The sequence below is a fragment of the Streptomyces sp. AA4 genome (assembly GCF_000158875.1).
Taxonomy (GTDB): Bacteria; Actinomycetota; Actinomycetes; order Mycobacteriales; family Pseudonocardiaceae; genus Amycolatopsis.
Genome location: NZ_GG657746.1, coordinates 2,997,422 through 3,014,706, shown reverse-complemented (window position 1 = coordinate 3,014,706; position 17,285 = coordinate 2,997,422). Strand labels below are relative to the sequence as shown.

The window sequence follows — 17,285 nt, the reverse complement described above, 5'->3', positions numbered from 1 at the left end:
GGACCGCATGAACCAGGCGCGGGCACGCTGCGGGCAGTTGATCGACTCCGGAGGGAGAACCCCGTGTTCCGCAGGCTGACCCTGGCCGCGTTCGCATTGGTCACGCTAGCCTCGTGTGCCGCACCAGCAACACCGGAAGCCCCGGCGAGTTCCGCGCAGTCCGCCGCGCCGGCCGCGGCCAAGACGGTCGCGCAGCCGGATTTCGCCGCGCTGGAGAAGGCTTTCGACGCCCGGCTCGGCGTCTACGCGATCGACACCGGCAACGGTCGCGAGGTCGCCTATCACGCGGACGACCGCTTTGCCTACGCTTCCACGCACAAGGTGTTCAACGCGGCAGCGATCCTGCACCGCGGGGACGATTTGGCCCGCACGGTCACGATTCGGCAAAGCGATCTCGTGTCCAATTCCCCGATCACGGAGAAGCACGTCGGGGAGCAAATGTCGTTACAGAGCGTCCTGGACGCTGCGCTGCGTTACAGCGACAACACGGCGGATAACCTCATGTTCCGCGAAATCGGCGGTCCCGCCGGGCTGGCTGCGGAGCTTCGCCGACTGGGGGATACGGTCACCCACGTGGACCGCATCGAGCCCGCTCTCAACGAGACGAGCCCTGGTGACGTCCGGGACACGACCACCCCGCGAGCCTGGGCCAAGGACCTGCGCGCCGTCGCGCTCGACTCGGGACTCCCGGCGGACAAGCAGGCCGTGCTCACCAAGATCATGCGCGCGAACACCACCGGCGCGCACGTGATCCGCGCCGGCGTGCCCGCGGACTGGCAGGTCGCGGACAAGACCGGGTCCGCCGAGTACGCCACGCGCAACGACATCGCCGTGGTGTGGCCGCCGAACCGCGCGCCGATCGTGCTCGCCGTGCTGTCCGACCGCCCGCGGAAGGACGCGAAGACCGACGACAAACTGATCGCGCAGGCCGCCGCCGCGGTCGTGAAGGCGTTGCAGTGAGCGGAATCTACCGAGTGGTCACCCACGTGCTCGCGGCGCTTTTCGTGCCCGTCGCGTGGGTGTTCGCGCGGGGCCGGGCGCGCCACGTCGCGTGCCAGTGGGCACTGGGGGTCCGCTATCCGGCCGAAAACCTCGCCGGGCTCACGCCGGGCACGTACGCCGCGTTCACCGCGGCGCGCACGGAAGCCTTGTGGCGGCACGGAATCCTGCTCGGCCTGACGTCCGGCCACCGCGACGCGGCGACGCAGGCCGACCTGTTCCACGCCGAAGTGCAGCGCGCCGGTTCGCCCGAACTCGCCCTGCACCTCGCGCTTCCGCCCGCGCAATCGCAGCACGTGCGCGGCGTCGCGCTCGACGTGCGGCCGTACGAAGGCGCGCAGTGGCTCGAAGTCCACGGTGGACGGTTCGGCCTGTATCGCGTGTACGACAACGAATGGTGGCACTTCGAGTACCACCCGGACGGCCGTCCGCAGCGGCTGCCGCACCCCGGTTTCGCCGCGACCCGCGCCGCGAGCTGAGGGGCGAGGTCCACTGTGGACGGTGCGGCGAGTCACGGATCTGTGACGAACCGGACAACGCGTAACGAACCGCCGGACCGGCCGATAACCGGATGTGCCCGGGGGCGTCCTGGGCCTGTCCCGAACGGAAGTCGCATGATTCGCCCGGTCCCGAACCGTCTCCTCCTGCGCGGTGCCGCCGTCGCGGCCGCCGCCGCGCTCGCGTGCACCGCCTGCTCCGGCTCCGGCGGCAACGCCGTCCCGCTGCCCGCCGCCGCCAGCCCGGCCGCGAGCTCCTCCGCCGCGCCGTCGGCCGCCCCGCTCGACGCCGCGACCGTCGGCCAAACCGTCAAGGCCGCGATGAAGAAGTCGACCGCGGTGCACGTCAAGGGCTCGAAGAGCGAAGACGGCAAGATGAAGGTCGACATGCAGTTCAACAAGGACAGCGTGAGCGGCTCGATCGAGAAGGACGGCGTCGAGGTCCCGGTGCTGCGCGTCGGCGACAAGGTCTGGATGCGGTTCAGCAAGTCGCTGACCAAGGAAGCCAAGCTGCCAGCCGAGGCCGCCGCGATGGTGAACGACAAGTGGGTGTCGCTCGACTCCCCGCTCGCCCAGGGCATGGGCGAGGTGTTCAAGCTGTTCCTGGACTACGACGTCTTCGTCGGCTCGATGGCCGACGACGTCGACAAGTCCGGCTACTCCGCCGCCGAACCCGCCGACGTGGCGGGCGCCCCGGCGCTGAAGTACCGCAACGGCAGCCGGACGATCTTCCTCGAGGCCGAGGGCACGCACCGCCTGCTGCGGCTCGAGTCCCCGTCGGAGGGCACGATGGAGTTCAGCGGCTGGGACGAGCCCGTTCCCGCCAAGGCCCCGCCCGCCGCGGAGATCTACTCCGGCCCCGGCTCCTGACCGGAGGGCCTCGCGTTCCCGCCGCCCGGGAGCGCGAGGCCGTTGTCCGATGTGGACCGGGTGATCACGGTTCCATGACGGCGGCCGGCAAGCCGTAACGGACCGCCGGACCGGCCGATAAGCGGATGCGCCCGGGGGTGTCCCGGGCCTCTCCTGAACGGAAACCGCATGATTCGCCCGGTCCAGAATCGTCTTCTCCTGAGCTACGGCACTGTCGCGGTCGCGCTCGCGTGCACCGCCTGCTCCGGCTCCGGCAGCACCGCCGCGCAGCCGCCGGCCGGCGCGGCCGTGAGTTCGCCGGTCAAGCCGTCCGACGCCCCGCCCGACGCCGCGACGATCGGCGACACCGTCAAAGCCGCGATGAAGAAGTCGGCCGCGGTGCACGTCAAAGGCAAGGACGGCACGACGAAGATCGACGTGCAGCTCAACAAGGACAGCGCGGGCGGCTCGATCGAGCAGGACGGCTCGGAGATCCCCGTGGTCCGCGTCGGCGACAAGGTCTGGATCAAGTTCACCCGAGGCATGGCCAAGCTGGCCGGGCGGCCCGCCGGGGCCCGCTCCCCGCTCGACGGCAAGTGGGTGTCGATGGACTCCCCGATGACCAAGGGGCTGGGCGAGGGGGTCAAGCTCTTCGTGGACCGCGATTTCCTCGTCGGCGCCATGGCCGAGGACCTCGACCAGCCCGGCTACTCCGCGGCCGAACCCGCCGACGTGGCGGGCGCCCCGGCGCTGAAGTACCGCAACGGCAGCCGGACGATGTTCCTCGAGGCCGCCGGCTCGCACCGCCTGCTGCGCTACGAGTCCCCCGAGCAGGGAACGATGGAGTTCAGCGGATGGGACGACTCCCGCCCGGTCGAGGCCCCGCCCGCCGCCGAGATCTACTCCGGCTCCTGACCGCCCCGCCCCGCGTTCCCGCCGTCCGGGGTGTCCCGGGCCTGTTCCGAACGGAAATCGCATGATTCGCCCGGTCTCGCACCGTTTCTTCCTGCGCTGCGGCGTCGTCGCGACCGCCGCCGCGCTCGCGTGCACTGCCTGCTCCGGTTCCGGGGGCAGTCCCGTCGCCCCGCCTCCGACCAGCGCGGCCCCGAGTTCGCCGGTCAAGCCGTTCGACGCGCCGCCCGACGCCGCGACGGTCGGCGACACCGTCGCGAACGAGCTGGGCATGGCCCGGGCAGTGCACATCAAGGGCACGACCACCAACGGCTTCACCGTCGACCTGCAGCTCAACCACGACAGTGCGGGCGGCTCGATCGAGGTGGGCGGCGGGCCGGTGTCGCTCGTACGCGTCGGCGACACGACGTGGATCAAAATCACCGACGGGATGACCAAGATCACCGGAGTGCCCGCCGGAACACCGTCGAAGATGAACGGCAAGTGGTTGTCGGCGGACTCCCCGCTGCTCCACGGCCGCGGCGCGAGTTTGAAGAGCCTCCTGGACATCGACGCCTTCCTCGGCTCCGCCGCCGACGACCTCGGCAAACCCGGTTACTCCGCGGGCGAACCCGTCGACCTGGCGGGCACTCCGGCGGTGCGGTACCGGAACGGCAGCAACACGATCTACCTCGAGCGTTTCGGAACGACCTACTCCCTGGTGCGGTACGAGTCCCCGAAGCAGGGCGCGGTGGACTTCGACATGGGCGAACCCCGCCCGGTCGCCGCCCCGCCCGCCGCGGAGATCTACTCCGGCCCCGGCTCCTGAAGTTCTGCCGTCCGGGCGTTCAAGTGCGACACTGCCCGAGATGATCGGTCTGCTGTACCCCACTCGCGATTGCGCCGAGGACGACTTCACCGCCCTGGCCGGATGCCTCGACGCCCGGCCGGGCGTGGAGTTCGCCTACGTGCCCTGGGCGCGGCGCGCGGTCGAGCGGGAGGACGTCCAGACCGCGGTGCGCGAGCTGAGCGAGCCGGACCGGCTGGTCCGGACGGCGGCGAAGTTCACGACGTCCCCGCGCGTGGTCAGCTGGGCGTGCACGAGCTGCAGTTTCCTCGACGGCCTCGCCGTGGCCAAGACGCAGACCGACGCCCTGACGGACGCGCTGGGCGTCCCGGCGAGCAGCACGTCGCTGGCGTTCCTCGCCGCCGCGCACCGGCTCGGCCTCCAGCGGATCGCGCTCGCGTCGGTGTACGCGCCGGACCTCACCGACGCGTTCTCGGCGTTCCTCGCCGAGGAAGACGTCGCCACCGTGCACGCCGTCTCCGCCGACGCCGGTTCGGACCGCGACCTGGCCTCCTGGGACAGCGACCGCATCCGCGCCCTGATCGATTCCGCAGCCTCCTCGGACGCCCAGGCCGTCCTGCTCCCGGAGACCGCCCTGCACACCGCTCCCCTGCTCGCCGAACTCGAACAGCGCGCGGGCAAACCCGTGCTCACCGCGACGCAGGTGACGCTCTGGCACTGCCTCACCCTGCTCGGCCGGCCCGCCGCCGGACCCGGTCTCGGCACGCTTCTCGCCCACCCGCATTGATCGTCCACTGTGGACATATCAGGTCCCGGGCATAACCGCGGCCGATCGCGGGTAATTCCTCGATCATGAGCAGCCACCTGATCGCCGTCGCCATCGATTGCCGAGACGCCGACGCGCTCGCCGCGTTCTGGCGGGAAGCGCTGGACTATCCGCGGACCGAGCGGTGGACGGACAACCACGGACTCACCTACGTCGAACTGAAAGCGCCGGACCGGCCGTCGCTGCTGTTCCAGCCGGTGCCCGAGGGGAAGACGGTCAAGAACCGGCTGCACCTGGACATCGCGCCGGACACGATCGAACAGCGCGACGAGGTGGCCCGCCTCGTCACCCTCGGCGCGAAAGTCTCGGAAGATTCGGAAGAAGACCACTGGATCGTGCTGAAAGACCCCGAGGACAACGAATTCTGCGTGCTCCCCCGGCGGTCCTGACCCCGCGCTACGATCTCCGCCGTGCCCGACTCCCGCCTGCCCGCGCCGCCCGACCTCGGCATGCTCGCCGGACGGCTGCTGTTCGCGGTGCAGCGGGAGCTGTTCACCGCGCTGGCCGCCGAGGGCTTCGGCGACCTGAGCCCGCGGCACGGCGCGGTGCTCGCCTACCTCGGCCCGGACGGGGCGCGCGCGACCGAGCTGTCGCGCCGGTCCGGACGGCGCAAGCAGGTCATCGGCACGATGGTCGACGAACTCGCGACGCTCGGCTACGTCGAACGCCGCCCCGACCCGGCCGACCGGCGCGCGAAACTCGTCTGCCCGACCGAACGCGGGCAGGCCATGATCGCGGCCTCGACCCGCATTCTCGCCGCGATCGAGGACCGGCACGCCCAGCGGCTGGGCCGGAACGCGTACGCGGAGTTCAAGCGCGTGCTCACCGACGTCACGGACGAACAGCGGCGCTTCGCCGGGCACTGATCACTGGCCCGGCCATCCCTGCTGGGGCGGGCCGGAGGCAGGCCATTGGCCCGGCATCGGCTGCTGCTGTTGCGGGTACTGCGGCGGGTATTGCTGCGGCATGCCCGGTGCGCCGTACTGCTGCGGATACTGCTGTCCCATCGGAACCTGCCCCGGGTACTGCGGCATGCCCGGAACCGGTGCCCCGTAAGGCATTCCGTATCCCACGGGCGGAGGCGTCTTCGCCGACACCGCGGGCAGCCACAGCACTACCGCCAGGACCGTCATCACGCCGAACGCAGCGCTGTCCCACCAGGAATGGGCAAGGATCCCCCCGGCGAGCGCGCACAGCAGCTGCACCGGCGCGCCCCACAGCAAAATCCGGCCGACCGATTGCCGTCGCGCAAGAATCATCGCGATGCCGACGAGCACCACGATCGCCAGCACCGGAGTCGCCGCGTACAGGTAGTCGGACGGCCCGGCGCGGACTCCGATGCTCACGATTGTGCCGACCGACCAGTATCCCCCGAGTATCGCGTAGATCTCCAACAGTGCGAGCACCACCGCCACCGCGATGCCGATCCCCGTCACCTTCGGCCGTATCACCGGCTGAGTCATCCGGTCCCCTCCGTCACCCTCCGGAGGGACAACTCTACCAAGCGCCGCCACCGTCCACAGTGGAGCGACCAAGGGAACTACCGGCCCGGTCCGCGCGACCGGCCCGGACGCCCTCTACGATCGGCCCGTGACCGCCTACGACGACGTCTTCGACGACCTGGACGCTTCGGCCCTGCCCGAGCGGCAGCAGCACATCCTCGCCACCATCCGGGACTGGGTGGGCAGGCACGGGTATTCGCCGAGCACGCGCGAGATCGGCGAAGCGGTCGGGCTGCGGTCGACGTCCTCGGTGTCGAAGCATCTCGCCGCGCTGGAGGACAAGGGTTTCCTGCGCCGCAGCCCCAGTGTCTCGCGTCCGATCGACGTGCGCGCCTTCCTCGGCGACCTCCCCTCGCGCGAGAGCCGCGACTCCGTGCCGGTGCCGGTGGTCGGCGACATCGCGGCCGGCACGCCGATCTCCGCGCAGGAGCACGTGGACGACGTCATGCAGCTGCCGCGCGGGCTCACCGGCCGCGGCACCGTGTTCGGGCTGCGCGTGCGCGGCGATTCGATGGTCGACGCGGCGATCTGCGACGGCGACATCGTGGTGGTCAAGCAGCAGTCCGAGGCGCATTCGGGCCAGATCGTCGCCGCGATGATCGACGAGGAGGCGACGGTGAAGGTCTACCGCCGCCGCGACGGGCACGTCTACCTCGAGCCCCGCAACCCGGCTTACGAGGTGATCGACGGCGACCGGGCAACGGTGCTCGGCGTGGTCGTCTCGGTGCTCCGCAGCATGTGACGCCGTGAGCGGCGTCGCCGGACCGACGACGCCGCTCACCCCCCAGACCTCAGTCGACCGCCACCGGCACCCGGAGGTCGACCGTTTCGTCCCGCTCGACCTCCCGGCCCTGCCACGGCCGCGCGATCAGCCACAGCACCAGGCCGGACACGACCAGTCCGCCGAACATCACCGTGGCCATCGCGGCCGCGTTGTTGCCGAGCAGGCCGACCACCGGCGAGACCGCCGCGCCGACGCCGAACTGCACCGCACCCAGCAGCGACGCCGCCGTCCCGGCGTTGTCCCCGTGCGCGTCGAGCGCGACCGCGGGCGCGTTCGGCAGAATCAGCCCGGCGAAGAACAGCACCGCCCACACCGGCACCGCGACGCCGAACATGCCGCCGAATCCGGTCAGCGCGGTCACCAGCAGCACCGCCGCCGAGGCCGCCGCCGCGACGCTCGCGAAAAGCAGCACCTGGTGCGGTTCGAACCGGTTCATCAGCCGGGCGTTGACCTGCGTCGCGGCGATCAGCCACACCGCGCTCGCCCCGAACATCAGGCCGAACTGCTGCTGGTCCAGCCCGTACTGCTGCTGGAACACGAACGACCCGCCGCTGACGAACGCGAACAGCCCGGCCATCGCGAACCCGGCCACGAGCACCAGCCCGACGAACGAGCGGTCGGTGAACAGGCTCCGGTAGGACCGCACGGTCGCCCGGAACCGGAACGGCTGCCGCCGCGCGGGCGGCAGGGTCTCCGGCAGCGCGAGCGCCGCCGCGATGCCGCTCGCCAGCCCGATCGCGGCGAGCGCCACGAACACCCCGCGCCAGTGCGTCCACGCCAGCAGCGCGCTGCCGAGCGTAGGGGCCAGCACTGGGGAAACGCCCATCACGAGGATGAGCTTGGACAGCAGTTTCGCCGCGGCGCGATCGGTGTAGAGGTCGCGCACCACGGCCAGCGCCAGCACCGCGCCCGCCGAGGCGCCCAGCCCCTGCAGCACGCGCGCCGCGCTCAGCAGCTCGACCGTCGGGGCCACCAGGCACAGCAGCGACGCGAGCACGTGGATCAAACTTCCCGCGACGAGCGGGATCCGCCGCCCCATCGCGTCCGAAAGCGGGCCGGCGATCAGCTGGCCGAGCCCGAGCCCCAGCACCGTTCCGGTGAGGGTGAGCTGGATCGTCGACTCCGTCGTCGACAGTTCGCGGGTGATGTCCGGCAGCGCCGGAAGATACATGTCGATGGACAGCGGCCCCAGTGCCACCAGAACGCCCAGCACGAGCACCAGCTTCAGCTGGCCGCCGGCCTTCGGCGCTTCGCGTGTTTCGTTCACGCCACTCCCCTTCGTCGTGAGCACGCCAGTCACTTACGACGAAGAGGGCCGAGAAATTCCGGAACCTCCGAACAGATCACACCCTGGGAATCCCGCTTGACAAACTCAGCCGAGGCCGAGGGCGAAGACGTGGAGGTCCGGATCGGACGGGAGCGTCACCGTCGCGATCTTCTTTCCGGCCGGGATTTCCAGCGGCGCGGTGGCGTAAACCGAGGCGCCGATTCCCTGGCCGCCGGGCTGATTCCGGTGCGCGGTGCGGGCCACGAGCGTATTGCCGAACACTGGTTCGGTTTTTCCGCCCGGCAACACCCAGTCACCGAACGAAAGATCGGCGGTCGCGGTCGTGCCGTCGGCGAACGCCACCGTCGCGCTCCCGCGATGGTCTCCGTTCGTCGCCGAACCGACGAAAAGCAGGCGGGCGGCTGAAGTTCCACCTAACTCAAGCTTCTGTCCGGACGCGACCGCGTTGTCCGGACGGCCCGACGGCGCGGCGGGCCAGACGAACGTCGTGCCCGCGACGTGGCCGGTCGACCCCGGAGCGAGACCGGCGTCCGCCAGTGCGTTCCGCGAATAGCTGTTTCCGGCGCCGTCGAAATTCGCCGAACCGCCGTCGCCGTCGTCGGAGATTCCGGCATTGTCGAAGGCGCCGACCAGGCTTCCCTTTGGCGCGACCACCACAATTACCGAGGAAGAAACCGAATGTCCGGCTCCGCGCAACGTCACCGGAACTTCGTAGTAACCCGCGGGAGTGCCCGCCGCGGCCGTGACGGTGAGTTCGGTTTTCCCGCTGCCGGTTCGGCTGTCGAGCCACACCGAACGCGGACCGGACACGGTGATCCCGGCCGGTGCCGACGTCGCGAGGTCCAGCGAGCGCAGGGGCACGCCGAGCCGCTGGCCGTTCACCGCGACCGTGCCGGAGCCGCCCGGTTCGACGGTCACCTGGTTGGCCGCCGAACCGACGAACGGTTCCTCACCGTCCCGATAGGACGGTGGCTGCGTGTTCGCCGCCCAGTTCCGGTCCGGTTGCGCGGACAGCGCGAAGTCGAGCCGACCGCCGTTGCGCGCGAGATCCTGCGGCACCGACGTGCGATCCCACCGGTGCCCGTTCAGCGTCAGGCCGTGGACGTACTGCGTGGTCGCCGAGGCTCCCGGCGCGCGGAGGTCCAGCGTGCGACCGCCGGGCAGCGTCAGCACCGCGCGCTCGAACAGCGGGCTGTGCACGGTGAGGTCGGGCGTGCCCGGAGTCGACGGATACAGCCCCAGCGCGGCCCAGACATACCAGGACGACTGTGCGCCGAGGTCGTCGTTGCCGGGCTCGCCGTCCGGAGTCGCGCTGAACAGGGTGGTCGCGATCCGGCGCACCACTTCCTGCGTCTTCCACGGCTGGCCGACGTGGTTGTACAGCCAGGGAACGCCGAAATCGGGTTCGTTGCCCGCCCACATGTACGGTTCGTTCGGGCCGACGTTGAGCTTCTGGAAGAACGTGTCGAGTCGCGCGGACACCGCGGCCGGACCGCCCATCGCGGTCACCAGCCCGGCCGTGTTCTGCGGCACGAGCCAGGTGTACTGCGCGGCGTTGCCCTCGTCGAACCCGTCCTGGCCGAAGGTGCCGGGCGGGGGCGGCTGATACGCCAGACCGTCCGGGAAGCGGCCGTCCTGGCCGCGCGGCTGCAGGTAGCCGGTCGCCGGGTTGAACAGGTGCTGCCAGTTCTGGCCGCGTTTCGCGAAGTCGCGGGCGACGCCTTGGTCGCCGATCGCGCCCGCGAACTGCGAGATGGCGAAATCGTCGATCGCCCATTCCAGCGTGATCGAGGCGCCGACGCGCGCGTGGTCGCCGCGGGAAGCGTCGTTGTTCGGCAGGTAGCCGCGGGCGAGGTAGTCCGCGATCCCCCGGCGCTCCTGGTACGCGCCGGGCGTTTCGTCGACCGACGTCGCGCCCTTGACCAGGTACTTCAGCGCGGTCTTGACGTCGAAGTCGCGCGCGCCGAAAGCGTAGAGACTGGACAGCAGCGCGACGGAACTGTCGCCGGTCATCTGCCCGGTGTAGCCGTTGGCCATCGGCCAGCGCGGCCACCAGCCGCCCTGGACCGCGTCGTTGGTCAGCGACTGCGCCATGTCGCTGGCTTCCTTCGGGAACAGCATCCCGTGCAGGGGCGCGAGCGAGCGGTAGGTATCCCAGTCGGAGAAGTTGGCATATTGCGCGTGCCCGGCCGGAAGCGTGCGGATCTGGTTGTCGAAGCCGATATAGCGGCCGTCGACGTCGTTGAACGTGTTGGGGTGCATCAGGCCGTGGTAGAGCGCGGTGTAGAACGTCTTGAGCTGCGCGGAATCCTTGCCCGCCACGCGAATCCGGCCGAGCGCGTCGTGCCAGGCGTCCCGCGTGCTCTGGCGGACTCCGGCGAAGTCCCAGCCGGGCACTTCGGCGGCCATGTTCTTCTTCGCGCCCTCAACGTCCACATAGGACATCGACACCTTCGCGTGCACCACGCCCGCGTCGCCGAACGTCAGGTACGCCCCGGCCTTCGGCGCGTCGACCTGGTCGCTGCCCGGTTGGACGGTTTTGCCGTCCCAGGTGCCGTGCGCGGTGAACGGACGGTCGAAGGCGATGTCGTAGTAGACGGTGTACTTGTTGGGCTTGCCGCAGAAACGCCCGGTCGTGGCTTGCCCGCTGACCTCCCGGTCGCCGGTGATCCGCAGGGTGGCCGCCGAGTTGCCCGCCAGGCTCGCGCCGCCCTTCACCAGGACCTGCGCGTTCTGCCCCGCCGGGAAGGTGAACGCCGCGAGCCCCGTGCGCGTGGTCGCCGTCAGCTCGCTGCGCACCCCCGAGTCCGGAAAGGCGACCGCGTAATAACCCGGTTCGGCCTGCTCATTGTCGTGGGTGAACCGCTCGACGCGGTCCCACGGTTTCGCCCCGACGTCGCCGGTGACCGGCAGAATCGGGACGTCGCCGAAGGCGTTGCAGCCGACCGACGCGTGGTCGAGGCTGAACCCGCGGATCTTGTCGCTGTGGTACTGGTAGCCGGCGTAGGACCCGTCGGTGTCCGGCGAGAACTGCATCATCCCGAACGGCGCGGCCGGGCCGGGAAAGTTGTTGATCTCGCCGACGGAAGTCCCGCCGCGGCCGGTGCCGATGAGCGGGTCCACGTACGCCGCCGGATCGCCGGCCAACGGGGTTTGCGGCGCGGCCGCCGCCGCGGTCCCCGCCCCGACGACGACCGCCGTCACCAACGCTGCCACGACCGAGTACCGCACGGCGCCTCCCAGACCTCGTGCTGTCCGACCTTTCCGGCTGGCGGACCGCGAGGTCAACCGAATGACAGAGATCTGGCCGGTTTCGGGCGGACAGACATCCGACCGGCGGCACGCCGCGCTGCCCGGTCCTCGCCGACCGGAGGTCCGTGAGGGGAACCCTGAGGGACTCTGATTCCGTGAGGGTTCCCCTCACGGACCTCCGCGCCGAGGCGGCAAGCGGGCTAACCTCGGCGGACATGACAGAACCCGCCACCCGGGACGTCGAGGGCTACGAGGTCGGCTCCAGCGTCTCCGTCATCCGCGAATACGCCACCGAGCCCGGCGCCGGGCCGCGGCTGCACCGGCATCCCTACCGCGAAACCTTCGTCATCCAGCGCGGACGCGCGTTGTTCACCATCGGCGAGGAGCAGCGCGAAGGCGTCGCCGGGGAGGTGCTCGTCGCGCCCGCGAACACGCCGCACAAGTTCGTGTCCCTCGGTCCCGGACCGTACGAGGCCGTGCACATCCACGAGAACGACCGGTTCGTCACCGAGTGGCTGGAGTGAGGTCGAGCCGCATTTGTACGTCCCGTGTATCCCGCTCGGCGATGCTCGGCCCGGACCGACCAGGACCGGGAGGACACGGATGCTCAGGAAACTCGCAGTGCTCACCGCAGGGGCCGCGGCGGCGGCCGCGGTCGCCGTCGCCGCTCCGGGCGTAGCCGCGGCGCTGCCCGCGGCGAACATGGAGGCCGTGCTGCTCGCGGCCCAGATCGACCCGCAGCGCGCCGACAGCACGCAGACGCCGGGCGCGCACGACAGCGTCCTGCTGGTCGAGAAGGCGCTGCAGGCGAAGGGGCTGCTGGACGCCAAGTACGTCGACGGCTACTTCGGCACCACCACGATCGACGCCTACTCGAAGTACCAGAAGTCGCTGGGCTACACCGGACTCGACGCGTCCGGACTGCCCGGCAAGACGTCGCTGGAGAAGCTCGGCTCCGGCAGGTACACGGTGACGAACGTGGTATCCGCGGGCAGCCACGTGACATACCACGGCGTCACGCTGAACACGCGCACCAAGGCGATGCTGCAGGCGGCGGAAAAGCTGTTCGGCAAGGAAGTCGGCCTCACCCAGGGTTCGTACAACCCGGGCGGCGTCGGCGCGTCGGCCGGAACGCACGACGGCGGCGGCGCGTTCGACGTTTCGGTCGCGAACATGTCCTCGGCGACCCGCACCGAATTCGCCAAGGATCTCCGGAAAGTCGGGTTCGCGGCCTGGGTGCGCACGCCGGACCAGGGCGATTGGGGCTACCACATCCACGCGATCGCGGTGAACGATCCCGACCTGTCCTCGGGCGCGCAGCACCAGGTCGGCGCCTATTACCTCGGGCAGAACGGCCTGGCCAACCACGGCAAGGACGACGGCCCCGCGGTCAACCCGAAGCTGACCTGGGAGCAATACCAGCGCGGCTGACTCACCCGGCCGCCGCATTTGCTGGCGCGAGTGCGGCGGCCGTGGTTTTCTGGCGGCATGGCGGGAAAAACATTTCGGTTCGGGGTCGTCGCGGCAGCACAGGAGGGCGGCGGGAAATGGCGCGAAACCGCCCGCCGCGCGGAGGATCTCGGATATTCGACCCTGCTGTCGCCGGACAATCTCCATTCCCCGACCCCCACCGCGTCGCTCGCCGTCGCCGCGTCGGTGACGACCGAACTGCGGGTCGGGACGTTCGTGTCCGCCAGCCCGCTGCGCACGCCGCGCGCGGCCGCGTGGGAGGCGCACAGCCTCAGCGTGCTCACCGACCGCCGGTTCGAAATGGGGATCGGCACCGGGATCCCGGCGATGCGCGAAGCCGCCGCCGAACTGGGCCTGCCGTACGGCACCGGTCCGCAGCGCCTGGCCCAGGTGTCGGACACGATCTCGCACCTGCGCCGCCTCGACGGGGACGCGCACACGCCGGTGATGGTCGCCGCGGGCGGCCCGAAAAGCCGCCGGCTGGCCGGGGAACGGGCGGACATCGTCACTCTCGCCGGCAGCGTCCTCGCGTCGCGTGCCGAGACCGCGGCGAACGCCGCCGAGATCCGCGCTGCGGCGGGCGGACGGGAGGTCGAACTGGCGATGAACATTTTCGTCGTCGGCGAGGAGATCCCGCCGTGGATCCGCGGTTTCGTCGGGCACGACATCGACACCCTCGTCGAACACGACTCCCTCGCCCTCCTGCGCGGCGGACCGGCCGCGATGGCCGACGAACTGCAGCGGCGGCGGGAGGAACTCGGGGTTTCGTACTTCAGCGTGAACGGCGCTTTCCTCGAGGACTTCGCCCCGGTGGTGGCTCGGCTCGCTGGCCGCTGACTGCGCGCCAGGCCTGTTCCGGAGCCTCGCACTTACCGCCTGAAGGCCGCTTCCCGAAGCCCCGGTGATCACCCGACTCCCCCGACGCCGACCCGCCCGCCGGGAATAGCCGCGCCTTCCGGGGAATTGCACCGAGGGTGAAAGCTGTGACCTACCGCCAGTTCGGCGGCCCGGAAGTGCTGACGTTGTCCGAACTCGCCGTGCCGGAGCCGGGGCCGGGCGAGGTGCGCGTGCGGATCGTCGTGTCCGCGGTGAACCCGACCGACTGGAAGGCGCGCTCCGGCTCCTCCCGCTTCGGTGCCGAGGCGCAGTTGTCCGTGCCCAACCAGGACGGGGCCGGCGTCGTGGACGCGGTCGGGCCCGGGGTGGACGGATTCTCCGAGGGCGACCGGGTGTGGCTGCTGCTGGCCGCCGCGCACGCGCCGTTGTCCGGGACCGCGCAGGAGTACACCGTGCTTCCGGCGGACCGGCTCGTCCCGCTCCCCGACGAGGTCGGGTTCGACGAGGGGGCCGCTTTCGCGATCCCGGCTCTCACCGCGCACCGCGCGCTCACTGTCGCGGAGGACGGACCGCAGCGGCTCGCCCCGAACGCGTTGGCTGGCAAGACCATTCTGGTCAGCGGCGGCGCGGGCGCGGTCGGGAACGCCGCGATCCAGCTGGCGCGCTGGGCCGGAGCGACCGTGATCGCCACCGTCAGCACCGAGGACAAGGCCGCGCTCGCGCGCGCCGCCGGGGCGCAGCATGTCGTGCGGTACACCGAAGGCGACGTCGCCGCGGCGATCCGGGACATCGCGCCGGACGGGGTCGACGTGATCGTGGAGGTCGCCGTCGGCGTGAACGCTCCCCTGCACACCGCGGTACTCCGCCCGCGCGGCGTCGTCGCGGCCTACGGCGACGACCGCGGAAACGGAACCGTGACTGTCGACTTTGGACAGAACGTTTTCCTCAACAGCCGCTACCAGTTCGTGGTCCTCTACACCGTCGGATTCGACCGCCTACGCGCCGGTGCGGAAGACCTGAACGCCGCTCTGCGCGACGGCGGGCTCCGGCTCGGCCCAGACCACGGCCTGCCCGTGCACCGGTTCCCCCTGGCGGAAACCGCTCGCGCGCACGAAGCGTCGCAGAAAGGCGTCACCGGGAAGGTGCTGATCGACGTCAGCTGAACACCGGCTCGACTCCGGTCAGCTCCACGCTCGCCGCCCACAACCGGGCGGCGGCGTCGGCGTCCGCGTACGGCCCGCGCACCGGTTCCGGCCGGGGCCGTCCCTTGAGACCGAACACGCGCGGACCCCAGATCTGACCACTGTGGACATCCGGACCGACCGCCGCCCGCACCGCTGGCCTCGCGCCGCCGTCCTTGCCCTGCAAGGCAATCCGCGCGAGGCTCAGCTTCTTGCTCCGCACGTGCAGCGGCGGCCGGTCCGGAGTCAGGCTGTCCAACGCCCCGCCCGGATGCGCGACGACACTCAGCCTGCTGCTGCCAGCCGCTCGCAGCCGCCGATCCAGCTCCAGCGCGAAGAGCGTCTGCGCGAGCTTCGACCGTTCATACGCGGTTTTCGGCTGATAGCTCTGCTTACTCTCGAGATCGTCGAAATCGAGTTTCGCTGACTTCGCCGCGAAACTGCCCATCGTCACGATCCTCGCGCCCGGCTTCAGCCGGTCCCGCAGCGCCGCCGTCAGCGCGAAGTGCCCGAGATGGTTGACCCCGAACGTCATCTCGTGCCCGTCCTTGGTCTCCCGCCGCTCCGGCCCGTCGAGATACACCCCCGCGTTCAGCACGACCGCGTCGAGTTCCCCGACGTCGATCCCCTTCACCGACGCCAGATCGGCAAGGTCCAGCCGCGCCCATGACGCGCGCACCCCCGGCACCCGCTCGCGAAGGACCTTCACCGCGACCTCCGCCTTCGCCGCGTCCCGGCTGCCGAGCACCACCTCCACCCCCGCCTCGGCCAGCTGTTCCGCGACGAAGTAGCCGATCCCCGCGTTGCCCCCGGTCACCAGCACCGTCATGACACCCTCCTAAATCTGAAGTGATTCTAACTTTAAACCCACTTCAGCTTTGGGGTAGACTGGGGTCCGTGGTCAACACCGGACGACGCGAACGCCGCAAACTCGAAACCCGCCGCAAGCTGGACGAGGTCGCGCTGCGGCTGTTCCTGAAGCACGGCTACGACGGGGTGACCGTCGCGCAGATCGCCGAAGAGGCCGACATCTCCGTCGCGACCCTGTTCGCGCACGTCCCGGACGGCAAAGACGCCCTGATCTTCGACGACGGCTCGGAACGCCGAGCCGGAATCGTCGCCGCGGTCCGAGACCGCGCCCCGGCCGAACCGGTCCTCGATGCCCTGCACCGCTTCTTCGCCGCCCGCGGCCCGTATTCGACGGACCTCCCGCCGGAACACGCCCCGAAACGCGACCTGATCGTGCAGACGCCCGCCCTGCGCGAATACGCGCGCCGCCTGTGGCACTCCTGCGAACCCGAACTGACGACCGCACTAGCCGAGGAAAGCGGCCTGCCCGCGGACGACCCGGCCGTGCGCGCTTTGGCGCGATTCGTACTGGAAATCCCGGATCTCACCGGCACCGCGGCGGATCCTTCTGCCGCGCTGGCGTCCGTCTTCGCGCTGCTTAAATCCGGCTGGAGAACCCTCAACAGTCCGCACTGACCTCGCGCACCTCGGCAAGCACCCCCCGCACCAGCACCCCGAACTCCCCGCCCCCCGCGCCGATCCACTCGTCATGCGCGATCTCCCAGGCGAGCGCACCCACCTTCGCCGCCACCCGCGCGGTCCGGCCCGCGACACCGCGCCTCTCCAGCGCCCCGATCATCGCCTCCACCAAACCGATCCGCTTGCGCGCTTCCCGCTCCCCCAGCTCCGGATTGGCGTCCAGCACAGCCTGCCGCCGCGCGCTGAACTCGCGCCGCTCGCCGGTGAAAACCTCCTGGCCGAGCACATCGAGGGCATGCGCCACCACCTCGAGCGGCCCAGCCCCCCGCGGCGCCGCGGCGATCGCGTCGACCAGCAGGTCGGTCATCGCACTTCCGCCGAACAGCACCTCCCGCTTGTCCGGAAAGTGCCGGAAGAACGTGCTCTTGGTCAGCCCCGCACGCTCCGCGATCTCGATCACGGTCGTGTTTTCGTAGCCGCGCTCCTCGAACAGGTCGAGTGCCGCGGCGGCGAGCCGTCCTGGTGCGTCGGGTTGCCAGCGAGCCATGAAACGAAGTCTACGGGACTAAGTCTCGTCGCTAGGGTACAGTTGATGAGACCAAGTCCCATCACT

19 protein-coding genes are annotated in these 17,285 nt (G+C 70.5%); 14 read left to right on the top strand and 5 right to left on the bottom strand.

Going from position 1 to position 17,285, the window contains the following annotated elements:
* Positions 1 to 63: 63 nt before the first annotated feature.
* The 8 genes from bla (at position 64) to SSMG_RS13950 (ending at position 5,736) form a co-directional block, all read left to right on the top strand.
* Positions 64 to 960: a class A beta-lactamase gene (gene bla, locus SSMG_RS13985; RefSeq protein WP_009076765.1), complete on the top strand. Its 897-nt coding sequence runs from the start codon at positions 64 to 66 to the stop codon at positions 958 to 960.
* Complete coding sequence (locus tag SSMG_RS13980; protein ID WP_009076764.1) at positions 957 to 1,478, top strand: D-alanyl-D-alanine carboxypeptidase family protein; 522 nt, start codon at positions 957 to 959, stop codon at positions 1,476 to 1,478. Before bla ends, SSMG_RS13980 begins: the two co-directional genes overlap by 4 nt.
* A gap of 135 nt (positions 1,479 to 1,613) precedes the next feature.
* Positions 1,614 to 2,366 (top strand): hypothetical protein, encoded by a 753-nt coding sequence (locus tag SSMG_RS13975; protein WP_037713612.1) that lies wholly within the window; start codon positions 1,614 to 1,616, stop codon positions 2,364 to 2,366.
* Positions 2,367 to 2,534: 168 nt separating this feature from the next.
* The gene (locus tag SSMG_RS13970; protein WP_009076762.1) at positions 2,535 to 3,260 is read left to right on the top strand and encodes a hypothetical protein; all 726 of its coding nucleotides are present in this window, start codon (positions 2,535 to 2,537) and stop codon (positions 3,258 to 3,260) included.
* A 61-nt stretch (positions 3,261 to 3,321) separates the two neighbouring features.
* Positions 3,322 to 4,065 carry a hypothetical protein gene (locus tag SSMG_RS13965; protein ID WP_009076760.1) on the top strand — a complete coding sequence of 248 codons (744 nt, stop codon included), beginning with the start codon at positions 3,322 to 3,324 and terminating at the stop codon, positions 4,063 to 4,065.
* A 40-nt stretch (positions 4,066 to 4,105) separates the two neighbouring features.
* Complete coding sequence (locus SSMG_RS13960; RefSeq protein ID WP_037713610.1) at positions 4,106 to 4,831, top strand: decarboxylase; 726 nt, start codon at positions 4,106 to 4,108, stop codon at positions 4,829 to 4,831.
* A 65-nt stretch (positions 4,832 to 4,896) separates the two neighbouring features.
* The gene (locus SSMG_RS13955) at positions 4,897 to 5,259 is read left to right on the top strand and encodes a VOC family protein (RefSeq protein WP_009076757.1); all 363 of its coding nucleotides are present in this window, start codon (positions 4,897 to 4,899) and stop codon (positions 5,257 to 5,259) included.
* Between the two features lie 21 nt (positions 5,260 to 5,280).
* Complete coding sequence (locus tag SSMG_RS13950) at positions 5,281 to 5,736, top strand: MarR family winged helix-turn-helix transcriptional regulator (protein WP_234392828.1); 456 nt, start codon at positions 5,281 to 5,283, stop codon at positions 5,734 to 5,736.
* Here SSMG_RS13950 and SSMG_RS42360 read toward each other — a convergent pair whose 3' ends face one another.
* Positions 5,737 to 6,333: a hypothetical protein gene (locus tag SSMG_RS42360; RefSeq protein WP_050788177.1), complete on the bottom strand. Its 597-nt coding sequence runs from the start codon at positions 6,331 to 6,333 to the stop codon at positions 5,737 to 5,739. It lies immediately after the preceding gene.
* A 127-nt stretch (positions 6,334 to 6,460) separates the two neighbouring features.
* Between SSMG_RS42360 and lexA the strand changes: the two genes are divergently transcribed.
* Positions 6,461 to 7,114 (top strand): transcriptional repressor LexA, encoded by a 654-nt coding sequence (lexA, locus tag SSMG_RS13940; protein WP_009076751.1) that lies wholly within the window; start codon positions 6,461 to 6,463, stop codon positions 7,112 to 7,114.
* 49 nt (positions 7,115 to 7,163) lie between these two features.
* On the opposite strand, the gene SSMG_RS13935 is transcribed toward lexA, so the two are convergent.
* Both SSMG_RS13935 and SSMG_RS13930 read right to left on the bottom strand, forming a co-directional pair.
* Positions 7,164 to 8,423 carry a Bcr/CflA family multidrug efflux MFS transporter gene (locus tag SSMG_RS13935; RefSeq protein ID WP_100266785.1) on the bottom strand — a complete coding sequence of 420 codons (1,260 nt, stop codon included), beginning with the start codon at positions 8,421 to 8,423 and terminating at the stop codon, positions 7,164 to 7,166.
* A gap of 105 nt (positions 8,424 to 8,528) precedes the next feature.
* Positions 8,529 to 11,675 (bottom strand): GH92 family glycosyl hydrolase, encoded by a 3,147-nt coding sequence (locus SSMG_RS13930; RefSeq protein WP_234392827.1) that lies wholly within the window; start codon positions 11,673 to 11,675, stop codon positions 8,529 to 8,531.
* Between the two features lie 236 nt (positions 11,676 to 11,911).
* Here SSMG_RS13930 and SSMG_RS13925 point away from each other — a divergent pair, with 236 nt between their 5' ends.
* The 4 genes from SSMG_RS13925 (at position 11,912) to SSMG_RS13910 (ending at position 15,166) form a co-directional block, all read left to right on the top strand.
* Positions 11,912 to 12,220, top strand: coding sequence for a cupin domain-containing protein (locus SSMG_RS13925; protein WP_009076745.1), 309 nt, complete (start codon positions 11,912 to 11,914; stop codon positions 12,218 to 12,220).
* Between the two features lie 79 nt (positions 12,221 to 12,299).
* Positions 12,300 to 13,127, top strand: a complete 828-nt coding sequence (locus SSMG_RS13920; RefSeq protein ID WP_037713605.1) for a peptidoglycan-binding protein — start codon at positions 12,300 to 12,302, stop codon at positions 13,125 to 13,127.
* A 57-nt stretch (positions 13,128 to 13,184) separates the two neighbouring features.
* Entirely contained in the window at positions 13,185 to 14,003 is an 819-nt protein-coding gene (locus SSMG_RS13915) for an LLM class flavin-dependent oxidoreductase (RefSeq protein ID WP_009076742.1), read from the top strand.
* A 146-nt stretch (positions 14,004 to 14,149) separates the two neighbouring features.
* On the top strand, positions 14,150 to 15,166 hold the full coding sequence (locus SSMG_RS13910) for an NADPH:quinone reductase (protein ID WP_286156954.1): 1,017 nt from the start codon (positions 14,150 to 14,152) through the stop codon (positions 15,164 to 15,166).
* Here the strand turns inward: SSMG_RS13910 and SSMG_RS13905 are convergent.
* Positions 15,159 to 16,013 carry an SDR family NAD(P)-dependent oxidoreductase gene (locus SSMG_RS13905; RefSeq protein WP_009076738.1) on the bottom strand — a complete coding sequence of 285 codons (855 nt, stop codon included), beginning with the start codon at positions 16,011 to 16,013 and terminating at the stop codon, positions 15,159 to 15,161. The two genes, SSMG_RS13910 and SSMG_RS13905, sit on opposite strands and share 8 nt — an antisense overlap.
* 68 nt (positions 16,014 to 16,081) lie before the next feature.
* Between SSMG_RS13905 and SSMG_RS13900 the strand changes: the two genes are divergently transcribed.
* On the top strand, positions 16,082 to 16,669 hold the full coding sequence (locus tag SSMG_RS13900; protein WP_100266784.1) for a TetR/AcrR family transcriptional regulator: 588 nt from the start codon (positions 16,082 to 16,084) through the stop codon (positions 16,667 to 16,669).
* On the opposite strand, the gene SSMG_RS13895 is transcribed toward SSMG_RS13900, so the two are convergent.
* On the bottom strand, positions 16,653 to 17,219 hold the full coding sequence (locus tag SSMG_RS13895; protein ID WP_009076734.1) for a TetR/AcrR family transcriptional regulator: 567 nt from the start codon (positions 17,217 to 17,219) through the stop codon (positions 16,653 to 16,655). The genes SSMG_RS13900 and SSMG_RS13895 overlap by 17 nt on opposite strands.
* Between the last annotated feature and the right edge of the window lie 66 nt (positions 17,220 to 17,285).

Excerpts from the sequence above, each read along its gene's own strand:
- SSMG_RS13975 (WP_037713612.1), top strand. The coding sequence starts at position 1,614 with ATGATTCGCCCGGTCCCGAACCGTCTCCTCCTGCGCGGTGCCGCCGTC.
- SSMG_RS13920 (WP_037713605.1), top strand. The coding sequence starts at position 12,300 with ATGCTCAGGAAACTCGCAGTGCTCACCGCAGGGGCCGCGGCGGCGGCC.
- SSMG_RS13960 (WP_037713610.1), top strand. The coding sequence starts at position 4,106 with ATGATCGGTCTGCTGTACCCCACTCGCGATTGCGCCGAGGACGACTTC.
- SSMG_RS13970 (WP_009076762.1), top strand. The coding sequence starts at position 2,535 with ATGATTCGCCCGGTCCAGAATCGTCTTCTCCTGAGCTACGGCACTGTC.
- SSMG_RS13915 (WP_009076742.1), top strand. The coding sequence starts at position 13,185 with ATGGCGGGAAAAACATTTCGGTTCGGGGTCGTCGCGGCAGCACAGGAG.
- SSMG_RS13925 (WP_009076745.1), top strand. The coding sequence starts at position 11,912 with ATGACAGAACCCGCCACCCGGGACGTCGAGGGCTACGAGGTCGGCTCC.
- SSMG_RS13955 (WP_009076757.1), top strand. The coding sequence starts at position 4,897 with ATGAGCAGCCACCTGATCGCCGTCGCCATCGATTGCCGAGACGCCGAC.
- SSMG_RS13905 (WP_009076738.1), bottom strand. The coding sequence starts at position 16,013 with ATGACGGTGCTGGTGACCGGGGGCAACGCGGGGATCGGCTACTTCGTC.
- SSMG_RS42360 (WP_050788177.1), bottom strand. The coding sequence starts at position 6,333 with ATGACTCAGCCGGTGATACGGCCGAAGGTGACGGGGATCGGCATCGCG.
- SSMG_RS13895 (WP_009076734.1), bottom strand. The coding sequence starts at position 17,219 with ATGGCTCGCTGGCAACCCGACGCACCAGGACGGCTCGCCGCCGCGGCA.
- SSMG_RS13965 (WP_009076760.1), top strand. The coding sequence starts at position 3,322 with ATGATTCGCCCGGTCTCGCACCGTTTCTTCCTGCGCTGCGGCGTCGTC.